The organism is Streptomyces sp. PA03-3a (genome assembly GCF_033792735.1).
In the GTDB taxonomy this organism is placed as follows: domain Bacteria; phylum Actinomycetota; class Actinomycetes; order Streptomycetales; family Streptomycetaceae; genus Actinacidiphila.
In genome coordinates this window covers 227,857-249,525 of the sequence record NZ_JARAVM010000002.1, presented here as the reverse complement: position 1 = coordinate 249,525, position 21,669 = coordinate 227,857, and the positions used below count along the sequence as shown (strand labels likewise).

The 21,669-nt window shown below is 72.8% G+C and carries 16 protein-coding genes; 9 read left to right on the top strand and 7 right to left on the bottom strand.

Going from position 1 to position 21,669, the window contains the following annotated elements; translation table 11 throughout:
- Positions 1-29: 29 nt before the first annotated feature.
- Positions 30-1,556, top strand: coding sequence for an ArnT family glycosyltransferase (locus tag PV342_RS03305; RefSeq protein WP_500315768.1), 1,527 nt, complete (start codon positions 30-32; stop codon positions 1,554-1,556).
- On the opposite strand, the gene PV342_RS03300 is transcribed toward PV342_RS03305, so the two are convergent.
- Positions 1,557-1,964 (bottom strand): NTP pyrophosphohydrolase, encoded by a 408-nt coding sequence (locus tag PV342_RS03300; RefSeq protein WP_400795709.1) that lies wholly within the window; start codon positions 1,962-1,964, stop codon positions 1,557-1,559.
- A gap of 108 nt (positions 1,965-2,072) precedes the next feature.
- Here PV342_RS03300 and PV342_RS03295 point away from each other — a divergent pair, with 108 nt between their 5' ends.
- From PV342_RS03295 to PV342_RS03285, 3 genes are all read left to right on the top strand, one after another.
- The gene (locus PV342_RS03295) at positions 2,073-2,810 is read left to right on the top strand and encodes a DsbA family protein (RefSeq protein ID WP_500315767.1); all 738 of its coding nucleotides are present in this window, start codon (positions 2,073-2,075) and stop codon (positions 2,808-2,810) included.
- Positions 2,811-2,901: 91 nt separating this feature from the next.
- Positions 2,902-4,200 carry a peptidoglycan-binding protein gene (locus tag PV342_RS03290; protein WP_500315766.1) on the top strand — a complete coding sequence of 433 codons (1,299 nt, stop codon included), beginning with the start codon at positions 2,902-2,904 and terminating at the stop codon, positions 4,198-4,200.
- A complete protein-coding gene (locus PV342_RS03285; RefSeq protein WP_400795716.1) occupies positions 4,197-5,150 on the top strand; it encodes an SPFH domain-containing protein in 954 nt (317 codons plus the stop codon). The genes PV342_RS03290 and PV342_RS03285 overlap by 4 nt, the downstream gene beginning before the upstream one ends.
- Positions 5,151-5,153: 3 nt before the next feature.
- On the opposite strand, the gene PV342_RS03280 is transcribed toward PV342_RS03285, so the two are convergent.
- Entirely contained in the window at positions 5,154-6,242 is a 1,089-nt protein-coding gene (locus PV342_RS03280; RefSeq protein ID WP_500315765.1) for an LCP family protein, read from the bottom strand.
- 176 nt (positions 6,243-6,418) lie between these two features.
- Here PV342_RS03280 and PV342_RS03275 point away from each other — a divergent pair, with 176 nt between their 5' ends.
- From PV342_RS03275 to PV342_RS03255, 5 genes are all read left to right on the top strand, one after another.
- On the top strand, positions 6,419-7,537 hold the full coding sequence (locus PV342_RS03275) for a PLL family lectin (RefSeq protein WP_386987187.1): 1,119 nt from the start codon (positions 6,419-6,421) through the stop codon (positions 7,535-7,537).
- Between the two features lie 313 nt (positions 7,538-7,850).
- Positions 7,851-9,656, top strand: a complete 1,806-nt coding sequence (locus PV342_RS03270) for a stealth family protein (protein WP_026251752.1) — start codon at positions 7,851-7,853, stop codon at positions 9,654-9,656.
- Positions 9,653-10,615, top strand: coding sequence for a hypothetical protein (locus PV342_RS03265; protein ID WP_392606809.1), 963 nt, complete (start codon positions 9,653-9,655; stop codon positions 10,613-10,615). Before PV342_RS03270 ends, PV342_RS03265 begins: the two co-directional genes overlap by 4 nt.
- A gap of 9 nt (positions 10,616-10,624) precedes the next feature.
- Positions 10,625-13,501: a stealth family protein gene (locus tag PV342_RS03260; RefSeq protein ID WP_400795724.1), complete on the top strand. Its 2,877-nt coding sequence runs from the start codon at positions 10,625-10,627 to the stop codon at positions 13,499-13,501.
- 52 nt (positions 13,502-13,553) lie between these two features.
- The gene (locus tag PV342_RS03255; RefSeq protein WP_500315764.1) at positions 13,554-14,942 is read left to right on the top strand and encodes a hypothetical protein; all 1,389 of its coding nucleotides are present in this window, start codon (positions 13,554-13,556) and stop codon (positions 14,940-14,942) included.
- A gap of 72 nt (positions 14,943-15,014) precedes the next feature.
- On the opposite strand, the gene PV342_RS03250 is transcribed toward PV342_RS03255, so the two are convergent.
- From PV342_RS03250 to PV342_RS03230, 5 genes are all read right to left on the bottom strand, one after another.
- Entirely contained in the window at positions 15,015-17,144 is a 2,130-nt protein-coding gene (locus tag PV342_RS03250) for a 3-hydroxyacyl-CoA dehydrogenase NAD-binding domain-containing protein (protein WP_391575391.1), read from the bottom strand.
- The gene (locus PV342_RS03245; RefSeq protein WP_018563213.1) at positions 17,141-18,361 is read right to left on the bottom strand and encodes a thiolase family protein; all 1,221 of its coding nucleotides are present in this window, start codon (positions 18,359-18,361) and stop codon (positions 17,141-17,143) included. The genes PV342_RS03250 and PV342_RS03245 overlap by 4 nt, the downstream gene beginning before the upstream one ends.
- A 378-nt stretch (positions 18,362-18,739) precedes the next feature.
- Complete coding sequence (locus PV342_RS03240; RefSeq protein WP_500315763.1) at positions 18,740-19,975, bottom strand: HRDC domain-containing protein; 1,236 nt, start codon at positions 19,973-19,975, stop codon at positions 18,740-18,742.
- A 79-nt stretch (positions 19,976-20,054) separates the two neighbouring features.
- Positions 20,055-20,717, bottom strand: a complete 663-nt coding sequence (locus tag PV342_RS03235; RefSeq protein ID WP_018563211.1) for a response regulator transcription factor — start codon at positions 20,715-20,717, stop codon at positions 20,055-20,057.
- 215 nt (positions 20,718-20,932) lie between these two features.
- The gene (locus PV342_RS03230; RefSeq protein WP_018563210.1) at positions 20,933-21,589 is read right to left on the bottom strand and encodes a DUF3000 domain-containing protein; all 657 of its coding nucleotides are present in this window, start codon (positions 21,587-21,589) and stop codon (positions 20,933-20,935) included.
- Positions 21,590-21,669: the final 80 nt, after the last annotated feature.

Sequence of the window (21,669 nt, the reverse complement as noted above, 5' to 3'; positions counted from 1 at the left end):
GGCGGGAGGGCGCCCGGTACGTTGGGCGCGTGCCGACCCGTCCCGAGACCGCCCGCGCCGCCGCGCCCGCGCCTCCGGAACGAGGGACGGGCGCGGCCCCGTACCGGGCGCCCTCGGCGTTCACCCGGCTCTCGTGGCCCGTGCTGCTCCCGCTGCTGACGTTCGTGGCGGCGCTGGTCCACCTGCCCTCCTTCGTACGCCCGGTCTGGAACCCCGACGAGGGGTTCCTCGCGACCCAGGCGCGTGTGCTCGCCTCCGGCGGTGTCCTCTACGACACCGTGGTGGACCGCAAACCCCCGTTCCTGCCGTGGCTCTACCAGGGCGCGTTCGCGCTCTTCGGGGACGGCTCGCTGTGGCCCCTGCGGGTGGCTGCGGTCCTCGCCCACGTGGCGACCGCGGCGCTGCTCGTCGTCCTCGCCCGGCGCCGCTGGGGCGACCGGTGGGGCGCGGCCGCCGGGTTCGGCTACCTGCTGCTGTCCGTGGGCCTGGCGCCCGAGGACACACAGGCGGCCACCTTCGAGGTCTTCACCCTCCCGTGGACGGCGGCCGCCGTGCTCTGCGCCGACCGCCGGCGCTGGGGCGCGGCGGGGATGGCGGTGGCGGGGGCGGCGCTGACCAAGCAGACCGGCGCGGTGGTGCTCCTCCCGGTGGTCTGGATGCTGTGGCGGGCAGGACGGGAGAGCGGGGCCGCGCCCGCGGGCGCCTGGGTCCGGCTGACGGCGGGGTGCGCGCTGCCCGTCGCGGCAGTGGCCCTGGTGACCGGTGCGGGGCGCTTCGTCTTCTGGACCGTCACCGGGTCCGGCACCTACATGTCTCCCGAGGGCGCCTGGCTGCTCGCCGCCGGGCGGGGGCTCGGCAACGCCGCGATCCTCGCGGCCGCCGGGGCGGGGCTCCTACTGCCGGCCGTCCGGCTCGCCGCGCGCCGGCGGGCGGGGGCCGGGGCCGAGCTGTGGATCTGGCTCGGCGCGTCCGCCGTCGCCGTCGTGGTGGGCTTCCAGTTCTACGGCCACTACTACCTGCAACTGCTGCCCCCGCTCACGCTCGTCGGGGTGGCCGCGCTGCGCCGGCTGCCCGCCCGCGGGCCCGCCCTGAGGGCCGCCGCCGTCTGGACGATGCTGGCGGCGACCGTCTTCACCGGCTGGGGCTTCGCGGCCCCGCGCGCCGAACTCGACCACGCCCGGGCCGTCGCCGCCGCGATCCGCGCCCGCACCGACGCGGACGGCACCGTCCTGGTCTGGGGCATGCACCCGGAGCAGTACTGGCTGTCCGGACGCGCACCGGCCGGCCGCTTCCTCACCGCGGGATTCCTCACCAACTTCAGCGGCGGCCGCGGCGGGGCCCGGGTCGGGGAGCGGTACGCCGTGCCGGGTGCCTGGGCGGACTTCCGCAGGGAGTTCGCCGCCGCGCCCCCCGACGTCGTCGTCGACGACTCGCGGGGAGCCCCCTACGACGCGGCGCACGTCCCCGGCCTGCGCCGCCTGCTCGACCGGGGCGGCTACGAGCGCGCCGGCACCGCCGACGGCGCGGTGCTGTACGTCCGGCCGCCGCGCGGCTAGTCAGCCGCGCACCGCCCGCGGGCCGGCGACCTCCGCGCCATGGGCGGTCACCCGCCGGCGCAGCTCTCGGTCGGCCGTCACGACCAGGCACGGCCGCTCCGGCGCCCGCGCCGCGACGAGTTCGGTGACGAGGTCGTCCCCGCTGCCCGACGCCGCCTCGACCCGTACCCCCGGCACGGGCGCCACGCCCCGGGCCGCGCCCTCCACGACGAGCACGATGTCGAGCGGCGCCCGGCGGGCCCACTGGGGCACGTCCGCCCGCTCGGGCAGGCCGGTCCGCGCCAGCCCGGCGAGGGCGTCCCGTACCCGCTCCGTCGCCCCGTGCCGGTCCCGCCACCATCCGTCGGGCACGGACCCCACGGTGTTGGCGGCGTCGACCACGACCAGAGGCGCTGTCCCATCGTTCACCGGCCCACCCTCCCACGACCGGCCCGGAGCCCTCCCGCCCCCCGCGACCGTGGGCGTGAGGCCCCACCCCCCAGGGGGCGTGGTCGTACGCGGTGGTAGAAAGTCCCGGTGAAGCAGACGAAGTCCAAGCGCTGGCGGTCCTATGCCGGGACGGTGATCGTCCTGGGTGTGGTGTTCGGGGGTTCTGCCGTCCTCGGGGCGCATGTGCGCAGTGAGAAGCAGCACGAGGTCAAGGTGCCGGCCGGTGCCTCGGGCGAGGAGCAGTTGGCGGTGCCGGTCCGGCCGGCGAAGCTGCCGGTGACGCTGACCGTGTACGAGGACCTGCGCAGCCCGGAGTCGAGGGCCTTCGCCGCCGAGTACGCGGACACCCTCGCGAATCTGGTCGCCACCGGTCAGGTGGGGATCGACTACCGCCTGGTGACGCCGACCGACGCCGCGGACGGCGGCAGCGGCTCCCTGGCGGCGGCCAACGCGGCCGCGTGCGCGCAGGACGTGGGCCGGTTCCAGGAGTTCGTCGCGCAGGTCTGGGACGCCCAGCCCGCCGACGCCCAGGACGATCCGTTCACCAGCGACGTGTTCCTCAAGGGCCTGGCGAAGAAGGCCGGTGACGTGGACGAGACGCACTTCGTCCCGTGCGTCCAGGGCGGGGACCACGACGGCTGGGTGCGACGCTCCCAGGAGGAGTTCGCCGCGGCCGGGTTCACCTCCGTGCCGGTGGTGCAGGTGAACGGCGAGACCGTCACCGACTCCGCGGGCGGCGCGTCCGGGCTGACCCCCGCCAAGCTGACGCAACTGGTCGAGAAGGCCGTCGCCGAGGTCGTGGACGGCACCACCGCGAACGGCTGACCACACCGGCCACGCTGTCATTCCATCAGATTTGTGTGGAAATCGGGTAATAAGGGCATGTGGCACTCGATCGCGAGGAGTGGTGGTGCACATGTCCACACCGGTGTTCGACGAGGTCGGGCCGCTGCCGGGCTGCGTCTGTGAGGACTGCGCACGGCGGCGGCTGATCCGGGCGGCGACCCGCGTCACCCCGCCGTGCGCGCCACCGGCGGCCGCCTCCACGGCTCTGGTCGTGCTGGCCACGACCGGCGCGGCCGTCGTGGCACCCGCCGCCGTGGCGGCTCCCGCGGAGGACGCCGGCCAGGCGATGTCCGCCGGCCGGACCGAGCAGGCGCAGCCGGACCTGATCGGCTCCGCGGTCCCGCTCCGCCTGAGCCGCGATCAGATCCTGGAGCGGGCCAGGCGCTGGATCGACGCCAAGGTCCCGTACGACATGCGCCGCCGCTGGAGGGACGGCTACCGGCAGGACTGCTCGGGATTCGTCTCCATGGCCTGGGGCCTGGGCACCAGCCAGTGGACGGGCACACTGCCCCGCTTCGCCGAGCGGATCGGCCGCGACGAACTCGAACCGGGCGACATCCTGCTCTTCCACAACCCCCGCGACCCGGTCGACGGCTCCCACGTCACGATCTTCGGGGGCTGGGCGAACGCCGCGCACACCCGCTACACGGCCTACGAGGAGACCCGGCCGCGCGCCCGGGTCCGCACGACGCCGTACGCCTACTGGGACCACTCCAAACGCTACGTCCCCTACCGCTACAAGTACCTGCGGGGCGAGGGCCTCGACGACCTCTACGACGACCTCTACGAGGACCTCGACGGGGATCTGGACCTCGGCGACCTTGCCTCCCTCGCCTATCCGGGGAGCCGGTCCTTCGGCCCCGGCGCCGCCAACGGCTACATCACGCGGCTCGGCACGATGCTGCGCCGGCGCGGTGCGGGCGAGTACTACCACGACGGGCCGGGGCCCCACTGGAGCGACGCCGACCGCCTCGCCACCCGCGCGTTCCAGCGCGCGCAGGGCTGGAAGGGTGATCAGGCGGACGGTTTCCCCGGCCCCCTGACGTGGCGTTACCTGACCCAGGGCGCGGGGGCCGACGTCCGTGCCGCCGGGCGCCCGGCGGCACCGGCACCGGCATCGGCGCCGGCACCGCCTGCCTACCCGGGCATCGGTGGCTTCCGGCCGGGCCAGTCGGGCCCGCACGTGCTCGCGCTGGGACGGAGGCTGGCCGCCAAGGGCTTCGGCCGGTTCTACGCGAAGGGACCGGGGCCGCGCTGGGGCGAGGCCGACCGGCGCGCGGTGGAGGCCTTCCAGCGGGCCCAGGGCTGGACCGGCAGCCGGGCGGACGGCTACCCGGGCCCCGAGACGTGGAAGCGGCTCTTCTCATGACGGTCACCGTGCAGGGGAGCCCGGCCGAACTCCCCGTCCCCGTCCGGGCGGCCGCGTACGGCGCCGACGGACCGGCCGACGCGGAGCCGCCGTCCGAGATCGCCGAGCGTCCGGGACGCTGTCTGCCCGGCGGCGCGGCCGTGCTCGCGGCCCTGGCGGCCGCGGGCGGCACGGCCGCGCTCCTGCTCGGTCCGGCCGGGTCCTCGCCCGCCGTCCGCGGCAGCGCCGTGGCCGTCCTCGCGGCGCTCACGGCCCTGACCGCGCTCGGCCTGGCCCGGGGCCGCCCCGGCTCCGTCTGGATGCTCTCCCGGCACGGCGCCTACCGCGGCACCGTCCGCCGCACCGGACTGCTGTGGATCAGCCCGCTGCTCGTCCGCCGCCGTGTCGACACCAGCCTGCGCCACTGGCGCAGCAGCCCCATCGAGGCCACCGACGCCTGCGGCACCCCGCTGCAGGCGACGGTGCTGGTGGTGTGGCGGGTCCGGGACACCGCGCGGGCCGCCTTCACCGTCCACGACCACGTCCGCTATCTGCGCGAACAGGTCGAGGCGGCGGTCACCCGCTGTGTGTCCCGGCTGCCCGCCGACGACTTCCGCGGCCCCGGTCCCACGCTCCGCGACACCGACCGCCTCGCGGACGACCTCACCCGGATCCTCGTCGAGGACCTGCGGCCAATCGGCGTCGAGGTGTTCTCCGCCCAGCCCGTCCGCGTCGACTACGCGCCCGCCGTGGCCGCCGCCATGCGCCGCGCCCAGGTGGCGGCGCTCGACGCCCGCCACCGCCGGGCCGCCCTGGACGAGGCCCTTACCGCCGTCGGCGAGACCGTGCGCGGCCTGCTCGACCGCGGACTGGTCGACCTCGACGACTACGAACGCAAGGCCCTGGTGCGGGACCTGACGGTCGCCTACTGCACCGCCCGTCCCGCGGAGGGCGCCGCGCCCCCCGTCTGAGGCTCAGTTGGAGGTCGTGGACTCCAGTACCGACCGGGGGATCGCGGTGTCCTCCCGGATCGCCTTCCACAGGCGGGAGGCCTGCGGCTCGGCGGCCACCACGCGGTTGGGGTCGGCCTTGTCGTAGACGACGGGCAGCATGACGGTGCGCAGGTGGCCCGGGTCGAGGCCCTTCAGACTGCGCCCGAAGTCGCCCAGTTTCACCAGGGAGCCGAGCCCGGAGTCGGTCGTCAGGGAGCGGGTGGCCGAGTCCGCGATCCGGTAGGCCTTGGCGGGGCTGCCGAGGAGGTCCTGCCGCTTGATCTCGTCGAGGGTCGCCAGCAGGAACTGCTGCTGCAGCCCGATGCGGCCGAGGTCGCTGCCGTCACCGATGCCGTGCCGGGTGCGGACGAAGGCGAGCGACTCGGTGCCGTCGAGCCGGTGCGTGCCGGCCTCGAGGTCCAGGCCGCTGGACGTGTCGTGGATGGTCTTGTCGATGGTCACCGTGACCCCGCCGAGGGAGTCCACGAGGTCCTGGAAACCGGCGAAGTCCACCTCGACGTAGTGGTCGATCCGCACGTCCGAGATGTGCTCGACGGTCTTCACCACACAGGCCGGACCCGCCGTCGTGTAGACGGAGTTGAACATCACGCGCTTCGCGGACGGCAGGGTGCTCCCGTCGCGGGCCTTGCACTCGGGGCGGGTGACCAGCGTGTCCCGCGGGATGCTCACCGCGACCGCGCTCCTGCGGCCCTCGGGGATGTGGATGACCATGGCGGTGTCCGAGCGCGCGGTGCCGCCGGTGTTGCCGCCGGCCAGGCTCTTGTTCGCGCCCGAGCGGGAGTCGGAGCCGAGCACCAGGATGTCCTTGGCGCCGGTGGCGAGCTTCTCGGGCCGGTCCGGGCCGAGTTCCCGGTCCAGGTCGATGCTGGTGAGGTTGGAGTTCAGGTGGGCGTAGGCCCACCACGCCGTGCCACCGGCGAGCAGTACCAGGGCCAGCAGGGTCCAGGGCACGACCCTGCGGATCCTCTGCCCCCGGGTGCGGGGGCCGCGTGCCTTCGGCGGTGCGGTGACCGTGGCGGCCTCGTGGTCGGTTTCGACGGCGTGCGGCATCGCGTGCGTTGTCCTCCGTGGTGCGCGGTCCGGGAACCGGTCGCGACGCACCGCGTCGCAGCCCCTCCCCCTCGTGATCGAGATCCGCGGAAGTGTAGCCCGCATGCATATCATGTGAAGAATTGGGGTTCCGGATCCGTGGCGGGCCCACAGGGGTGAAGGGGTGGGCGCACGTCATGAGGGGTGGAGCGGCGCGCGCGGCGCAGCGGCGGGAGGCCGGCGGGCGCCCGGACGCACCGGACGCCGGGAGGGCCGCGACCGGCACGGCCGCCGGCACATGGCTGGTGCGCGGCGCCGACGGCAGGCTCACCGCGTACGCCCCGTGCCAGGGCGGCCTGCTGCGCTGGACGGAGACCGCGGCGGGCGGCGACGCGTGGACCGGGCCGGACGTCCTCCCCGCGGACGGGCTGACGCACCTGGCGGTGACCCAGGGTGCCGACGCCTTCGTGCACTTCCTGGGCCGCCGTGAACGACCGTGCGCCGACGGCGGGGTGGCGGTGGACGTGGTGTACGCCCTGCAGTACCAGACGGGACGCCCCCCGACCGAGTGGGTGTCGGTGGGCAATCCGCACAAGCAGCCCGGACGGGCGGCACGGCTGGGCGCCCCGGCCGCCGCAGTCGACGCCTCGGGCGCGGTGCACGTCTTCGTGCGCAACGCCGGTGGCGGTGTCATGCTCCGGCGCGAGGGCAAGGGCGGTGCCTGGGAGCCCTGGCGCGACCTCCGCGGCACCGACGTCCAGGAGGGACTCGCCCCGGCGGCCGCGTCCTCGGGCCGTGTCGAGGTGCTGGCGGCGGGCGCGGAGTCGGCCCTGCGCTGGGTGCGGGCGACACCCGGCGGCGCGATGGAACGGGCGTCGGACATCCTGCCCGCGCCGGTGGCGGGGTCCGTCACGGCGCTCGAGACCGCTCCGGACCGGCTCACCTGGTTCTGGACCGACGCGGGGGGCTCCGGGATCGTCGCGCACAGGCCGGGCGGCTGGATCTACCCGCTGGGCGGGGATCCGGGGGACGGCGCCCACGCGGCGCTGCGCGGCACGCTCGACGGATACGACTGCACCGTGCTGGCCCACCGGGGACGCAACGGCAACGCGATGATCGGCGCGTACCTGACCGAGTCGGAGGGCGACGGTGTGGCGTGGACGGACACCGGTGTCCCGTGCCTGGGCGGGCCGGCCCTGGCGCACGACGCGTTCGGACGGGTGGTGCTCGCCGTGATCGGACGCGACGGCCGGCCCCGCCTCGCCCGGCAGGAGCGCGACAGCGGGCTGACGCTCTCCGAGTGGGTCCGGATATAAGCCGTTTAGTGCACCGGATTTCGATTGCGTGACAGACTTTGCGTTTTCAATAACTCGATCTGGACAGAGTGCGTGGGCCATGTAAACATTCCGTGAGGTCGGCGTCTGTGCGCGAGGGGGCTCGAGGGCACGGACGGCCGTCGCGGGCTGCGTCCCGTGACGGCGTGCCGGCGGCGGTAGTGAGCGGAGACGGTGCGCCCCTCGGGGGCGGGGGGTGTGATGACGTCAGCAGTGGTGCGGGCGGCGGGTTCCCGCGTCGGGCGGCGTGGCATTCGGATGGCGCCCGCGATGTCCTGGGTGGTGCGGTAGTTCGGTGGTGAGCCTCAACAATCCTGAGGCCAGCGCACTTGTGTCGACTTATCGATCGCTGGTGCCTGCCCGTGCGCGCCGCCGGATCGTCCGGGGCGTCCCCCAGCCGCTGCGCAACGCGGTCAAGCGTTCGCTGACCATCGCCGACGACACGCGGTCCGCCGTGGTCGTGCGGGCGCTGGGCGGCAGGCGCGGCGCCGGCGGGCACAGCCTCGCGGGTCAGGCCCGCGTCGTCCGCGTGGACGGGCGGCACATGCGTGCCGTCGTCGTCCCCGAAGTGACCGCCTGGGCCGCCCGCGCGCGGAACCTGCACCTGCTGGTCGCGGCGTTCGAGGAAGCCGGCATCGACTACTTCTGTGTCCGCGGGACCTCCTCGGCCACGCCCTGCGTGGCGGTGCCGGTCCGGCTGCGCGCCGAGGCCGAGGAGGTGCTCCAGCGGGCGTTCGAGCGCGAGCCCGGATACGTCGGGCCGGTCACCGGCGGCCACATGCGCACCGGCGGCTCGGCCGGCGTCTGGCGCAGCTTGCGCGGCAACCGCGTCCTGCGCGTCGTGTGGAACGTCTGCGACCCCTCCGGGCACCTGGTCTTCGGCAGTGGGTCGGGCTGCGACCTGGAGTTCTGGGCCGAGGAGAACGGCGAGCTGGTCGCGCCGCGGCCCAACCGCGTGATGACCCAGACCCCGGTGGCCGCCGAGCGCTGCTGGGCCCCGCAGCGGCTGTTCAGCCCGCTGCCGGACGCCTACTCCTCGGGCCACGCCCGCACCTTCCCGGAGTTCACGGCCGCGCTGCCCGAGGACCACCACTTCCCGATCGACGTCGTCTACACCTGGGTCGACGATTCCGACCCGGTCTGGCGCGCGTCCAAGGACCGGGCGCGCCGGGCCCTGGTCTCCCGTTCCCAGCACGGTCTGCACGAGCAGGCGGCCAACGACGCCCGGTACATCAGCCGGGACGAACTCCGCTACTCACTGCGGTCGCTGCACCAGTACGCGCCCTGGGTGCGCAACATCTACCTGGTCACGGCCGGCCAGCGACCCGCCTGGCTCGACACCACCTTCCCCGGGCTGAGGGTCGTGGACCACCGGGAGATCTTCTCCGACCCCGGCGCGCTGCCGACCTTCAACTCGCACGCGATCGAGAGCCAGCTGCACCACATCGACGGCCTCTCCGAGCACTTCCTCTATCTGAACGACGACGTCTTCCTCGGCCGCCCCGTGCAGCCCGGGCACTTCTTCCACCCCAACGGGCTGAGCAAGTTCTTCACGTCCAAGGCCCTCATCCCGCCGGGCACGGTCACCTCGCAGGACCTCCCGGTCAACGCCGCGGGCAAGAACAGCCGAGGCCTCATCGCCCAGCAGTTCGGCACGGTCATCTCCCAGAAGATGAAGCACACGCCGCACGCGCTGCGGCGCAGCGTCCTGGCCGAGATCGAGCAGGTCTACGCCCAGGCGCACCGCAGCACCCAGAACTCGCGCTTCCGCTCGCCCCACGACGTCCCCATCACCTCGTCGCTGCACCACTACCACGCGTACCACTCGGCCCGCGCGACCGCGGGCGAGCTGCGCTACCTCTACGTGGACCTGGCCGACGAGCTGGCCGGCCGGCGTCTGAACGGCCTGCTGGCCAGGCGGAACTTCGACACGTTCTGCGTCAACGACACCGTGGTGCCCGAGGACCGCGACGCCCAGGCGCGGATGCTCGACACCTTCCTCACCAGCTACTTTCCCGTACCCAGCCCCTACGAGAACCCCGGCTCCGAAGGGCTGCCCGCACCGCGGCGCACCGCAGAATTGGGAACCACCCGCGAATGACCGTCCGACCCCTCCGCCTCGGCCTGCGCCGCAGGGCGGCCACCGTACGCAAGAAGCTGTACCGCCGTGCCACGGTCCTGCGCACGGCGCTCATGCTGCGGTTCTTCCTCCCCCTGAGGGCGAGGCGGACCGCGCGCCTGCGGTACGCGGCCGTCCTCGACGGGCAGACCGTGAACCTCCACGCCGAGCTCCCCGGCTCCGTCACCCGCGTCGGCGACGCCGAGATCGAGCTGAGGCGCGGCCGGGAGAGCCACCGCACCCCGGCCCGGGTGTACGAGGGGGCCGGGGGGCGGCTGCTGATGGACGCCGCGGTCCTGCTCGGTGACGAGGTGGGTGGCGTGCCCGTGACCCCCGGCCGGTGGAAACTCCGACTGCACGTGCGGTCCGGCGGCAGTACCCGGCGGGTCCCCCTGCTGCTCCTGGAACCGCCGACCCCGTACGACGGCCCGACCAGGCCCATGGAGGTCTCCCCGATCACCGGCCACCGCTACCGCGTTGGCCGCACCGCGACGGGGACGGTACGAGTGGTCTGCGGCGCGGCACGAGCCGCCGTCGAAGTCGTCAATGTGCACATCGAGCACGCCGGCATCCGCGTGGACTTCCGCGTGCTCGGCATGCGGCCCGACGCTCCCTGGGCGGAGTTCGTCGCGTCCGGGCGCCGGGTCCCTCGCCCGCTCGCCGTCGTTGAACCGGGCGTATGGCGGGTCGCGGTGCCCCTCGCCGACATGAAGCCCCTGGGGCGGCGCGCCGAGCACTGGGACGTCCTGATGTGCTCCGCGGAGCACCGGCCCGTGCGTGTGGCCCGCCGGCTGCACGACGTGCGCAACCCGGGACGCGTGTTCGCCATGCGCAAGATCGTTGTCGCGCCGGCACCTGGGCACCTGATGACGATCGAGCCTCGCTATACGCCCGCCGGGAACCTCCGGTTCACCTGCAGCTCCATGGCCGCGGCGGAGTGACGAGGAACCATGAGGATCACTTTCCTGCTGACGGCCGCGGACACCATGGGCGATGCCGAACGCGCCGTCCTCCAGCATGCCTCGGACCTCGCCGAGCGGCACGAGGTCGACGTCATCAGCGTATTCAAGGGCCGCCGCCGGCGGTTCGACGCGCCTGACGGCCGGGTGCCCGTCCGGTTCCTGATCGAGGCCCACGGTGCGGTCCACCGACCGGTCCGCGGCTCCGGTCTCAACGCGGCCGACTGTGCCGCACTTGCCTCCACCGCCAGCGACGTCGTCGAGCGCCGGTGGGACGACAGGTTCCACCGGCTGGCGGACATCGAGCTCGAGTACGCCCTCCAGGACATCCACACGGACGTGCTGGTGACCACGTCGTCCGCGCTGATGGCCTGCGTCTCGCGTTTTGCGGCGCCCTCGGTGCTGACGGTCCACCACGAGCAGGAGGTCCCGGAGTCCGGTAGCTCCAGCACGGAGCCGCTCATCAGGTACGCGCCGCGGTACGACGCGGTCGTCCTGCAGAGCCACGGCTCCTACGAGTGGTTCGTGGAGACGTTCGGCGCGGGCGCACCGGGGCTCACGGTCATACCGGCGTTGCCAAAGGAGGGATTCAGGCCCAAGTCGACGCTGGAGACGCGCATCGTGGCCCTCGCGGCCCGTCTGGAGGAACGCGCGGGCATCGACCAGGCGCTGACCGCGTGGGCACTGGTCTCGGGCGACCACCCCACCTGGACCCTGCGTGTCCTCGGAGACGGACCGCATCGCGGCGCGCTGCAACGCCGCCGTGACCAACTCGGACTTCACGGCACTGTCCAGTTCCCGGGCGAGACTCCGCATCCGGCGGAGGAGTGGTCCAAGGCGAGCATCGCCCTGGGGACTGCGACGACCGACGCGGTCGGTCTGTCCCTGCGGGAGGCGCAGGCCGCGGGCGTCCCGGTGGTGGCGTACGACAGCCCGGACGTGGTGCGGGAGGCGGTCCGCGACGGTTACACCGGGGCGCTCGTCACGCCGGGCGACACCGAGGCGCTCGCCGCTGTGCTGGGCCGGTTGATCGACGATGCCGGACTCCGGCACGCCCTGGGGGCGGCCGCCGCGGAGTGGACGTCGGAGCGCTTCGGGGAGCCGCCGGTCGCCGAGCGCTGGGAGAATCTCTTGCGGGCCCTGCGGGATGCGCGGGACTCGGGGCAGCGCGCCGTGGCCAAGGCCGCCCGTGTGGCGGCGCACTCCCTCCACGAGCACTCCGACGGCAGGGCGAGAGCAGCCTCGCCGATCCCGTCCAGCACGGTGCGGACAGAGGCGCTGGTGGCGGCGGAGACGCGCATCCTGAGGCGTGAGCCGTCGCTGGTGCGGGACGGCGGTCAGGTGTGCCGGGTCACCGACGCGGAGTCCCCCTATGACATCGTCCAGGCGAACCTGGCCCTGGTGGCCGACGCCCTGGAGGAGGCCGGCATCCCGTACTTCGTCATGCGGGACACCAAGGTGCGTCACTGCGTCGCCGTCCACGAGGAGAACCGGGAAGCCGTCTTCAAGGCGATCGCCGCCAGGTACCGGCGACGTCCGGTCTACACGGCGCTGCTCAACGACGCCGATGTCGCGACCGCGACCACCCTGGCCGGCTTCGCCACCGACTACATGCGCGTGAAGTGCGCGGGAATACGCGTGTACCAGAGCGTGGTCACCGCCGCCCGTACCTTGCGGCTCGGTGCCACCTACGGTTGTACCATCTCATTCCTCGGCGACGACCCGGACGTGCCGGGGGAGTTGGCCTCCCCGCACCGCACGCTGATCGGCAGCCGTGTGCCCAAGCGGTCCATGCGCCGCTGCGAGGTGACGCTGGGCGGGCGGCGCTACCAGTCCATCGAGCCCTTCGCGCGGACCCTGCACCAGGACGTCCCGTTCCCCATCGACGCGGTCTACACATGGGTCGACGGCGCGGACATCTCGTGGCTCGAACGCAAGAACAGGCTGCTGTCATCGATGGGCATCGTCACGGAGGACGCGGCGACCAGTGCCGCACGTTTCCGCAATCGTGACGAACTGCGTTACTCGCTCCGCTCGATCGACATGTATGCGCCATGGATCCGCACCATCTATCTCGTGACAGACCGCCAGGTACCCGTGTGGCTCGACACCGCACATCCCCGGGTGCGGGTCGTCGACCACACGGAGATCTTCGGCTCGGAAGGCGCGCTGCCGACGTACAACTCCCACGCCATCGAGAGCAGGCTGCACCACATCGACGGCCTGGCCGAGCACTTCCTGTACTTCAACGACGACGTTTTCGTCGGGCGGCCACTCCAGCCGGACAAGTTCTTCTTGAGCAACGGGCAGTCGAAGCACTTCACCTCGTCCAACGCCATCCCTATGAGCCCGGTCTCGGAGGAGGACGAGTTCAGCCGGAGTGCGGCGAAGAACAACCGCGAGCTGATCGCCGAGAGGTTCGGGCACACGCTCGTCAACTCGTTCATCCACGCGCCGCACCCACTGCGGCGAAGCGTGATGCACGACCTCGAGGAGCAATTCCCCGAAGCCCTCCGGCGCACCGCCGGCAACCAGCTGCGCAGTCGTACCGACGTGTCGGTCGCCTCTTCGCTCCACCACTACTTCGGCTACTACACCCACCGGAGCGTGCCGGGCGGCATTTCGTGCGGATTCGTCAACGTCGGGCTCAGCGAACAGTTGAAGCGCCTCAACCAGCTGCTCACCACGCGTTCCAACGACGTGTTCTGCCTGAACGACTACCACGACGGCGATGTGTCGCAGGACGACCAGGACGCCACCCTCGCCGCCTTCCTCCCGAGCTATTTCCCGGTGGGCAGCCAGTTCGAGACCGGATCGCCGAGGAACGCCCGCTTTCACGCCGGTCAATTGCCGGAATGGCCGCTTTGATCGCCACCGTGACCGAAGTCTCGGCTCGAAGCGGGACCGCTGAAAGGACGTCATGATGAAGCTGTGCATCCTCGGCAACTCCGTTGCCACATCGCGGAGACCGCAGGACGCGCCACTGGCCGGATGGGGGCAGTACGTCGAGGAGTATCTGACGCCCGCGTATTCCGTGCGGAACTACGCGCGTGACGCGATGACCCTCCGCGACTACTACCCCACCCGGTTCGTCGACCTCCTGAACATGCTGGAGCCGGGGGATCTGGTCGCCATCGAGTTCGGCGCCGTCGACCAGCGGATCAACGTCCCGAAGCGGTACCACAGCCCCCGCGAGTTCAAGGAGTTCCTGTACCTGTACGTGGACGGCATCCGCGGCGAGGGCGCGGTGCCGCTGCTGGTGACGCCGTCCGCGCGCTGCGTCTTCGACCCCCACGGGGCCGTCCTGGACACGCACGACGGCTACCCGCAGCTCGTGCGCGAGGTGGCCGCGGAGACCGGTGCCCCGCTCGTCGACCTGAACGCCATCACGACGTCGATGCTGCAGGAACTGGGCTGGAACAGGGCCCGGCAGTACTACAACTGGCTGGACGCGGGGGACCACCCCAACTACCCCGACGGCAACGTCGACTCCTCCCACTTCAACGAGACCGGCGCCCGTGAGGTCGCCAGGCGCTTCGCCGGAGCACTCGAGGACACCCCGGGAGTCCCCCCGGGGCTGGTGGACCCGCGCACGCTGACCCCGTCGATGTTCCCGCCCGTCGTGCCGGAGTTCACGGTGGAGAACCCGGAGTCGGCGCTCCACTCGCCCGTTGCGTCCGCGGCGCCGCCGGTCCATGCGTCGCCCTCCCCGTCGGCGCTCGTCAGCCCCCAGGTGAAGTTCACGGGCAAGGCCGACGCGGGCACGTCCTACATCCTGTTCTTCGAGAACGGGACCTACCTCGGCGGCACCCGGGTGGGGCAGAACGGGGTCTGGCAGTGGCGGCGCCTGGTCGGCTGGGCCGCCGGCGACCACGTCCTGCAGGCCGTGGCGATCACCGCACAGGGTCCCTCGCACGCGACGGGCCTGCCCTTCACCGTGCTGGACCGGGTCGAACCCCCGGTGGTGGCCGGACCCGCCGACGGCGCGTGGAGCGGCCCGCGTCCCCGGTTCTCCGGCACCGCCGCCGCGGGGGTCTCGAAGGTGATGCTGCTCGAGGGCGAGCGGCTGATCGCCGAGGCCGCGGTGAAGGACGACGGGACCTGGAGCGTCACCCACCCGCACGACTGGCGGCCGGGCACCTACACGGTGGAGTTCGTGGCGGTCTTCAGCGCGCTCTCCTCGCCGCCCACCCGGCACACGCTGAGAGTCCACGGAATCCCCGACGGGAACTGGATCAAGGAGTCGGTGCACGCCCGGGTGAGCTGCGGGGACACATGCGACCACCACCCCTTCGCGGGCCGGTGGTGACGTCCCCCGACACGGGTCCGCCCCGGCGCCGGTGACGGCGCCGGGGCGGACCCATGGGCAGGGGAGGTGCCGCTACGCGGGCACGCTCGCCACGCCCGGGGCCAGGAACGGCTTGCCGTGCACCCGCTCCGAGACGCCCTCACGGTCCAGGTACGGTGTGATGCCGCCCAGGTGGAAGGGCCAGCCGGCACCGGTGATCAGGCAGAGGTCGATGTCCTGCGCCTCGGCGACGACACCCTCCTCCAGCATGATGCCGATCTCCTGCGCCACCGCGTCCAGGACGCGGTCGCGCACCTGCTGCTCCGTCAGGACGCTGTCGCCCTGGACCAGGAGCGCGGCGACCTCGGGGTCCAGCTCCGGCTTCCCGGAGTCGTAGACGTAGAAGCCGCGCTTGCCCGCCTTGACGACCGCCGCGAGGTTCGGGGAGACCGTGAAGCGGTCCGGGAAGGAGCGGTTGAGCGTCTCGGAGACGTGCAGACCGATCGCCGGGCCGACCAGCTCCAGCAGCACCAGCGGGGACATCGGCAGACCGAGCGGCTCGATGGCCTTCTCCGCGGTCGCGACCGGGGTGCCCTCGTCGATGACGTTCTGGATCTCGCCCATGAAGCGGGTGAGGATGCGGTTGACGACGAACGCCGGGGCGTCCTTGGTCAGCACGGCGGTCTTCTTCAGCTTCTTCGCCACGGCGAACGCGGTGGCCAGCGACGCGTCGTCGGTCTTCTCGCCGCGCACGATCTCCAGCAGCGGCAGCACCGCGACCGGGTTGAAGAAGTGGAAGCCGACGACCCGCTCCGGGTGCTCCAGCTTCGAGGCCATCTCGGAGACCGACAGGGACGAGGTGTTGGTGGCCAGGATCGTCTCCGGCTTCACCACCGCCTCGACCTCGGCGAAGACCTGCTGCTTGACGCCGATCTCCTCGAAGACCGCCTCGATGACGAAGTCCGCGTCGCCGAAGGCGGCGGCCTTGTCGAGGGAGCCGGAGACCAGGGCCTTGAGGCGGTTCGCCTTGTCCTGGTTGACGCGGCCCTTGAGCAGCAGCTTGTCGATCTCGCCGTGGACGTAGCCGACGCCCTTGTCCACGCGCTCCTGGTCGATGTCGGTGAGGACCACCGGCACCTCCAGGCGGCGCGCGAAGAGCAGCGCCAGCTGGGAGGCCATCAGACCGGCGCCGACGACGCCGACCTTGGTGACCGGGCGGGCGAGGTTCTTGTCCGGGGCGCCGGCCGGGCGCTTGCCGCGCTTCTGCACCAGGTTGAAGGCGTAGATGCCGGAGCGCAGCTCGCCGCCCATGATCAGGTCCGCCAGGGCCTCGTCCTCGGCGTCGAAACCGGCGGACAGGTCACCGTCCTTGGCGGCGGCGATGATGTCCAGCGCCCGGTAGGCGGCCGGGGCGGCGCCGTGCACCTTGGAGTCGGCGAAGGCACGGCCCTTGGCGACGGCCTCGTCCCACGCCGCGCCGCGGTCCACCTCGGGGCGGACGATCTGGATCTCGCCCTTGAGGACGGCGGCGGTCCAGGAGAGCGACTGCTCCAGGAAGTCCGCGCCGTCGAACAGCGCGTCGGCGATGCCCAGGTCGTAGACCTGACCGCCCTTCAGCTGCTTGTTCTGGTTGAGCGAGTTCTCGATGATGACGCTCACCGCGCGCTCGGCGCCGATCAGGTTCGGCAGCAGCGCGCAGCCGCCCCAGCCCGGGACCAGGCCCAGGAAGACCTCGGGGAGGGAGAACGCCGGGATGGCCGAGGAGACGGTGCGGTAGCCGCAGTGCAGGCCGACCTCGACGCCGCCGCCCATGGCCGCGCCGTTGTAGTACGCGAACGTCGGCACCGCCAGGGACTGCAGACGGCGGAAGACGTCGTGGCCGCCCTTGCCGATGGCCAGCGCGTCCTCACGGCGCCCCAGCAGCTCGACGCCCTTGAGGTCGGCGCCCACCGCGAAGATGAACGGCTTGCCGGTGAGGCCGACGCCGACGATCTCGCCGTCCGCGGCCTCCTTCTCGACCTGGTCGAGAGCGGCGCTGAGGTTCGCCAGCGACTGCGGGCCGAAAGTGGTCGGCTTGGTGTGGTCCAAGCCGTTGTCCAGGGTGATGAGCGCGAAGCGCCCGGCGCCCAGGGGGAGGTCGAGGTGGCGCACGTGCGCCTGCGTCACGACCTCGTCCGGGAACAGCTCGGCCGCTCCCTTGAGAAGCTCGGCGGTCGTGGTCACTTGCTGCCTCCGTCGAAGTGCGGGTTCTCCCAGATCACGGTGCCGCCCATGCCGAAGCCGACGCACATCGTGGTCAGGCCGTAGCGGACGTGCGGCTGCTCCTCGAACTGGCGGGCCAGCTGCGTCATCAGACGGACGCCGGAGGAAGCGAGCGGGTGGCCGAACGCGATGGCGCCGCCGTACTGGTTGACGCGCGGGTCGTCGTCGGCGATGCCGTAGTGGTCCAGGAAGGCCAGCACCTGGACGGCGAACGCCTCGTTGACCTCGAAGAGGCCGATGTCGGAGATGGACAGGCCCGCCTTGGCGAGCGCCTTCTCGGTCGCCGGGACCGGGCCGATGCCCATCACCTCGGGCTCGACGCCCACGAAGGAGTACGAGACCAGGCGCATCCTCACCGGGAGGCCCAGCTCCCGGGCGACGTCCTCGGCGGCGACCAGGGAGGCGGTGGCACCGTCGTTGAGCCCCGCCGCGTTGCCCGCGGTCACCCGGCCGTGGGCGCGGAACGGGGTCTTGAGGCCCGCCAGGTTCTCCAGCGTGGTGCCCGGGCGCATCGGCTCGTCGGCGGTGGCCAGGCCCCAGCCGGTCTCGCCGGCGTCGGGAGAGGTACGGCGCACCGAGATCGGCACCAGGTCCTGCTGGATCCTGCCGTTCGCGTACGCCTTCGCCGCCTTCTCCTGGCTGCGGACCGCGTACTCGTCGGCGCGCTGCCTGGTCAGGTGCGGGAAGCGGTCGTGCAGGTTCTCCGCCGTCATACCCATGAACAGGGCGGACTCGTCGACCAGCTTCTCCGACACGAAGCGCGGGTTCGGGTCCACGCCCTCGCCCATCGGGTGCCGGCCCATGTGCTCCACGCCGCCCGCGAGCGCCACGTCGTACGCGCCGAAGGCGATGCCGCCGGCGACGCTGGTCACCGCGGTCATCGCGCCCGCGCACATGCGGTCGATGGAGAAACCGGGCACCGACTTGGGCAGCCCCGCCAGGATCGCGGCCGTACGGCCCAGGGTCAGGCCCTGGTCGCCGATCTGGGTGGTCGCGGCGATGGCGACCTCGTCGATGCGCTCCGGGGAGAGCGCGGGGTTGCGCCGCAGCAGCTCCCGGATGGACTTGATGACCAGGTCGTCGGCACGGGTCTCGTGGTAGATGCCCTTCGGGCCCGCCTTGCCGAACGGGGTGCGGACGCCGTCGACGAAGACGACGTCCCTAGCGGTACGAGGCACGTTGGCTCTCCTCAAGGTGCGGGTTCGCTTGCCGCGGGCAGAAGCGGCGGCTCCGCCGTACATGCTACTCGTGGGTAACCGATGTGCACAGTGCGGGTGGGCGGCGTCACACGTTCGGTCGCTCCCCGGGGTCGTTGTGTGCGGGTGCGTCGTCGTTTCCGGGGGTTTTTCCCCGCCCGCCCTCCCGATTGCCCGGGATGGTTGGTGCGGGCCTCGCGCGGTTCGTGGTGGGCACTGACCGCGCCGGATGGGGGTCCCCCCGGCCGAAGGCTGGGGGAGGGCGGGAGGGCGGGGGACAGCCCGCCGCAGGCGCAAACAATCCGCACCCAACAACGGACCGCAACAACCGACCCCGTACACCCCCGCACCGCGGGGGACTCAGGGGGTTGCGGACAGGGACGCCGTGAGGATGGGCGTGGTGAGCTCGACCTGCCAGGGGCGCGCCCCCGCGTCCTGGAGGAAGCCCGCCACGGACTCGGCGCCGCGGTCCCGCGGAGGCGCCCAGCACAGGCGGCGGACGGTGTCCGGGGTGATGAGGTTCTCCTGGGGGAGGTTCAGCTGCTCCGCCAGTGCCGACACCGCCGCACGCGCCGCGGAGAGCCGGGCCGCGGCGGCCGGGTCCTTGTCGGCCCAGGCGCGCGGCGGCGGGGGACCGGTGTAGGCGGGGCCGGGCTGCGGCAGCTCCCGCTCGGGGATGCTGCGGGCGTGGTCGATCGCGGCCTGCCACTGCTCCAGCTGGCGCCGGCCCATGCGGTGCCCGAATCCGGGGAGCGCGGCCAGCGCGTGCGCGTTGGGGGTGGCCTCCAGCGACGCGGTGACGATCGCGGCGTCGGTCAGGACGCGGCCGGGGGAGACGTCACGCTCGCGGGCGATCCGGTCCCGCAGGTTCCACAGCTCGCGTACGACGGCCATCTGGCGGCGCCGGCGCACCTTGTGCATGCCGGACGTGCGGCGCCAGGGGTCGACGCGGGGCGGGGGCGGCGGGGCCGCGGCGATGGCCGCGAACTCCTGGAGCGCCCATTCCAGCTTGCCCTGGGCGCGCAGCTCCTCCTCCAGCGCGTCGCGCAGGTCGACCAGGAGCTCGACGTCGAGCGCGGCGTACCGCAGCCACGGCTCGGGCAGCGGCCGCGTCGACCAGTCGACGGCGGAGTGGCCCTTCTCCAGGGCGTACCCGAGGACGTTCTCCACCATCGCGCCGAGCCCGACCCGGGCGAAGCCGGCGAGGCGGCCGGCCAGCTCGGTGTCGAACAGCCGGTCCGGGCGCATGCCGGTCTCGTCGAGGCACGGCAGGTCCTGCGTGGCGGCGTGCAGCACCCATTCCGCGCCGTCGAGCGCGGCGCTGAGCGCCGACAGGTCCGGACATGCGACGGGGTCGATCAGCGCGGTCCCTGCCCCGGTGCGGCGCAGCTGGACCAGATAGGCCCGCTGCCCGTAGCGGTAGCCGGATGCGCGCTCGGCGTCGACGGCGACAGGTCCGGAGCCCGCGGCGAAAGCCGCGACGACGTCGGCGAAGGCCTCCGGGCTGGCGGTCACCGGCGGGATGCCCTCGCGCGGGTCCAGCAGCGGGACCGGCGCCGGGGGTGCTTCTGTTGCGGTCTCTCGGGCGTCGGTCACCAGTCAAGAGTATCTGTGTACAGCAGGGGCCCGCCGACGGAACGTTCCGTCGGCGGGCGCACCCGGGATATGACTTCGATCAGTGGATGATGCCGGTACGCAGCGCTACCGCGACCATGCCCGCGCGGTCACCGGTGCCCAGCTTGCGGGCGATCCGGGCCAGATGGCTCTTCACGGTCAGCGCCGACAGCCCCATCGAGACCCCGATCGCCTTGTTCGACTGGCCCTCCGCGACCAGCCGGAGCACCTCGACCTCGCGGCCCGACAGCTCGCGGTAGCCGCCGCCGTGGCCGGGGGCGCCCGGTGGGCGGCGCTGCAGCCGCTGGCCGGCCGGGCCGAGGGGGACGGCGCCGGGGCGGCCGGGGATGCCGAGGTTGGTGCGGGTGCCGGTGACGACATAGCCCTTCACGCCGCCCGCGAGGGCGTTGCGAACGGCGCCGATGTCGTCGGCGGCGGACAGGGCCAGGCCGTTGGGCCAGCCCGCCGCCCGGGTCTCGGCGAGCAGGGTCAGCCCGGAACCGTCGGGGAGGTGTACGTCGGCGACACAGATGTCTCGGGGGGTGCCCACCCGGGGCCTGGCCTCGGCGATGGAGGACGCCTCGATCACGTCGCGTACCCCGAGCGCCCACAAGTGGCGCGTGACGGTGGAACGTACGCGGGGATCGGCGACCACCACCATCGCCGTCGGCTTGTTGGGGCGGTAGGCGACCAGGCTTGTGGGGTGCTCGAGAAGAACCGACACCGGGCCTCCTGGGACATTGGCTGGAAGGGTCACAGGTTCCTTCGGCAGCAACTTCGCCCGGCTTTAGAGAATGATCACGACTTGTTTAGTAACAATTCCGGCAATTCGGACGCGCTGTCGACCAGGGTCGATCGAAGGTGTGAAGATCGCGGTCACCGGGTGTCAGAGCTGGTTGACGGCGGTAAAGCGAATGGTCAGCGCGGGCGCGGCGGCCTTCAGCGGGTCTGCTGCGGACCGCGCCGCTTCGGGAGCGGCACGACCGAGGGACCGCCGCCGCCGGGCGGGGGGCACGAGGGCTCGGTGGGCGCGGGGGGCAGTCCCGCGCAGGTGCACAGCAGGTCGCACCAGGCCGCCAGGTGGGCGGCCATGTCCGGTACGCCGCCGCTCACCGGGAGAGGCGTCCACGAGGCGCGGATCTCGATACGGGTGGAGTCCTCGCGCCCGGCCAGGGCGCCGAAGTGGTGCGAGGAACTGCGCGAGACCGTACCGCCCACCTCGGTGAAGGCCGCGCCGCGCCCCTCCAGGGCGCCGGTCAGCCACGACCAGCTCACCTCGGGCAGCAGCGGGTCCGCAGCGATCTCCGGCTCCAGCTCCGCCCGGACCAGGGTGACCAGCCGGAACGTGCCGTGCCAGCCCTCCTGCCCGTCGGGGTCGTAGAGCAGCACCAGGCGGCCGTCCCCGAGTTCCTCGTCGTCGTCGACGACGACCGCCGCCTCCAGGGCGTACGCGTGCGGCGCCAGGCGCTTGGGCGGGGGCACCGGATCGAGTTCCACCTCGTGCCGTACCCGGGCGCGCAGCAGTGCGTCGACCGCGTGCTGGAACGGGAGGGGGGCGTCGTTCCCGTCAGAGAGGTGCCCATGAGCCGCTGCCATGCCCGGAAGCGTAGGCCGAAGGGGGCCCGCAGTGAGGGAGGACACCCGGTCGGGCGGGTCGCCCACTTGGCGCATGCGAA

Bases quoted from the DNA above. Each gene is read 5' to 3' on its own strand.
- PV342_RS03290 (WP_500315766.1), top strand. From the start codon at position 2,902: ATGTCCACACCGGTGTTCGACGAGGTCGGGCCGCTGCCGGGCTGCGTC.
- PV342_RS03285 (WP_400795716.1), top strand. From the start codon at position 4,197: ATGACGGTCACCGTGCAGGGGAGCCCGGCCGAACTCCCCGTCCCCGTC.
- PV342_RS03280 (WP_500315765.1), bottom strand. From the start codon at position 6,242: ATGCCGCACGCCGTCGAAACCGACCACGAGGCCGCCACGGTCACCGCA.
- PV342_RS03275 (WP_386987187.1), top strand. From the start codon at position 6,419: ATGAGGGGTGGAGCGGCGCGCGCGGCGCAGCGGCGGGAGGCCGGCGGG.
- PV342_RS03265 (WP_392606809.1), top strand. From the start codon at position 9,653: ATGACCGTCCGACCCCTCCGCCTCGGCCTGCGCCGCAGGGCGGCCACC.
- PV342_RS03260 (WP_400795724.1), top strand. From the start codon at position 10,625: ATGAGGATCACTTTCCTGCTGACGGCCGCGGACACCATGGGCGATGCC.
- PV342_RS03255 (WP_500315764.1), top strand. From the start codon at position 13,554: ATGATGAAGCTGTGCATCCTCGGCAACTCCGTTGCCACATCGCGGAGA.
- PV342_RS03230 (WP_018563210.1), bottom strand. From the start codon at position 21,589: ATGGCAGCGGCTCATGGGCACCTCTCTGACGGGAACGACGCCCCCCTC.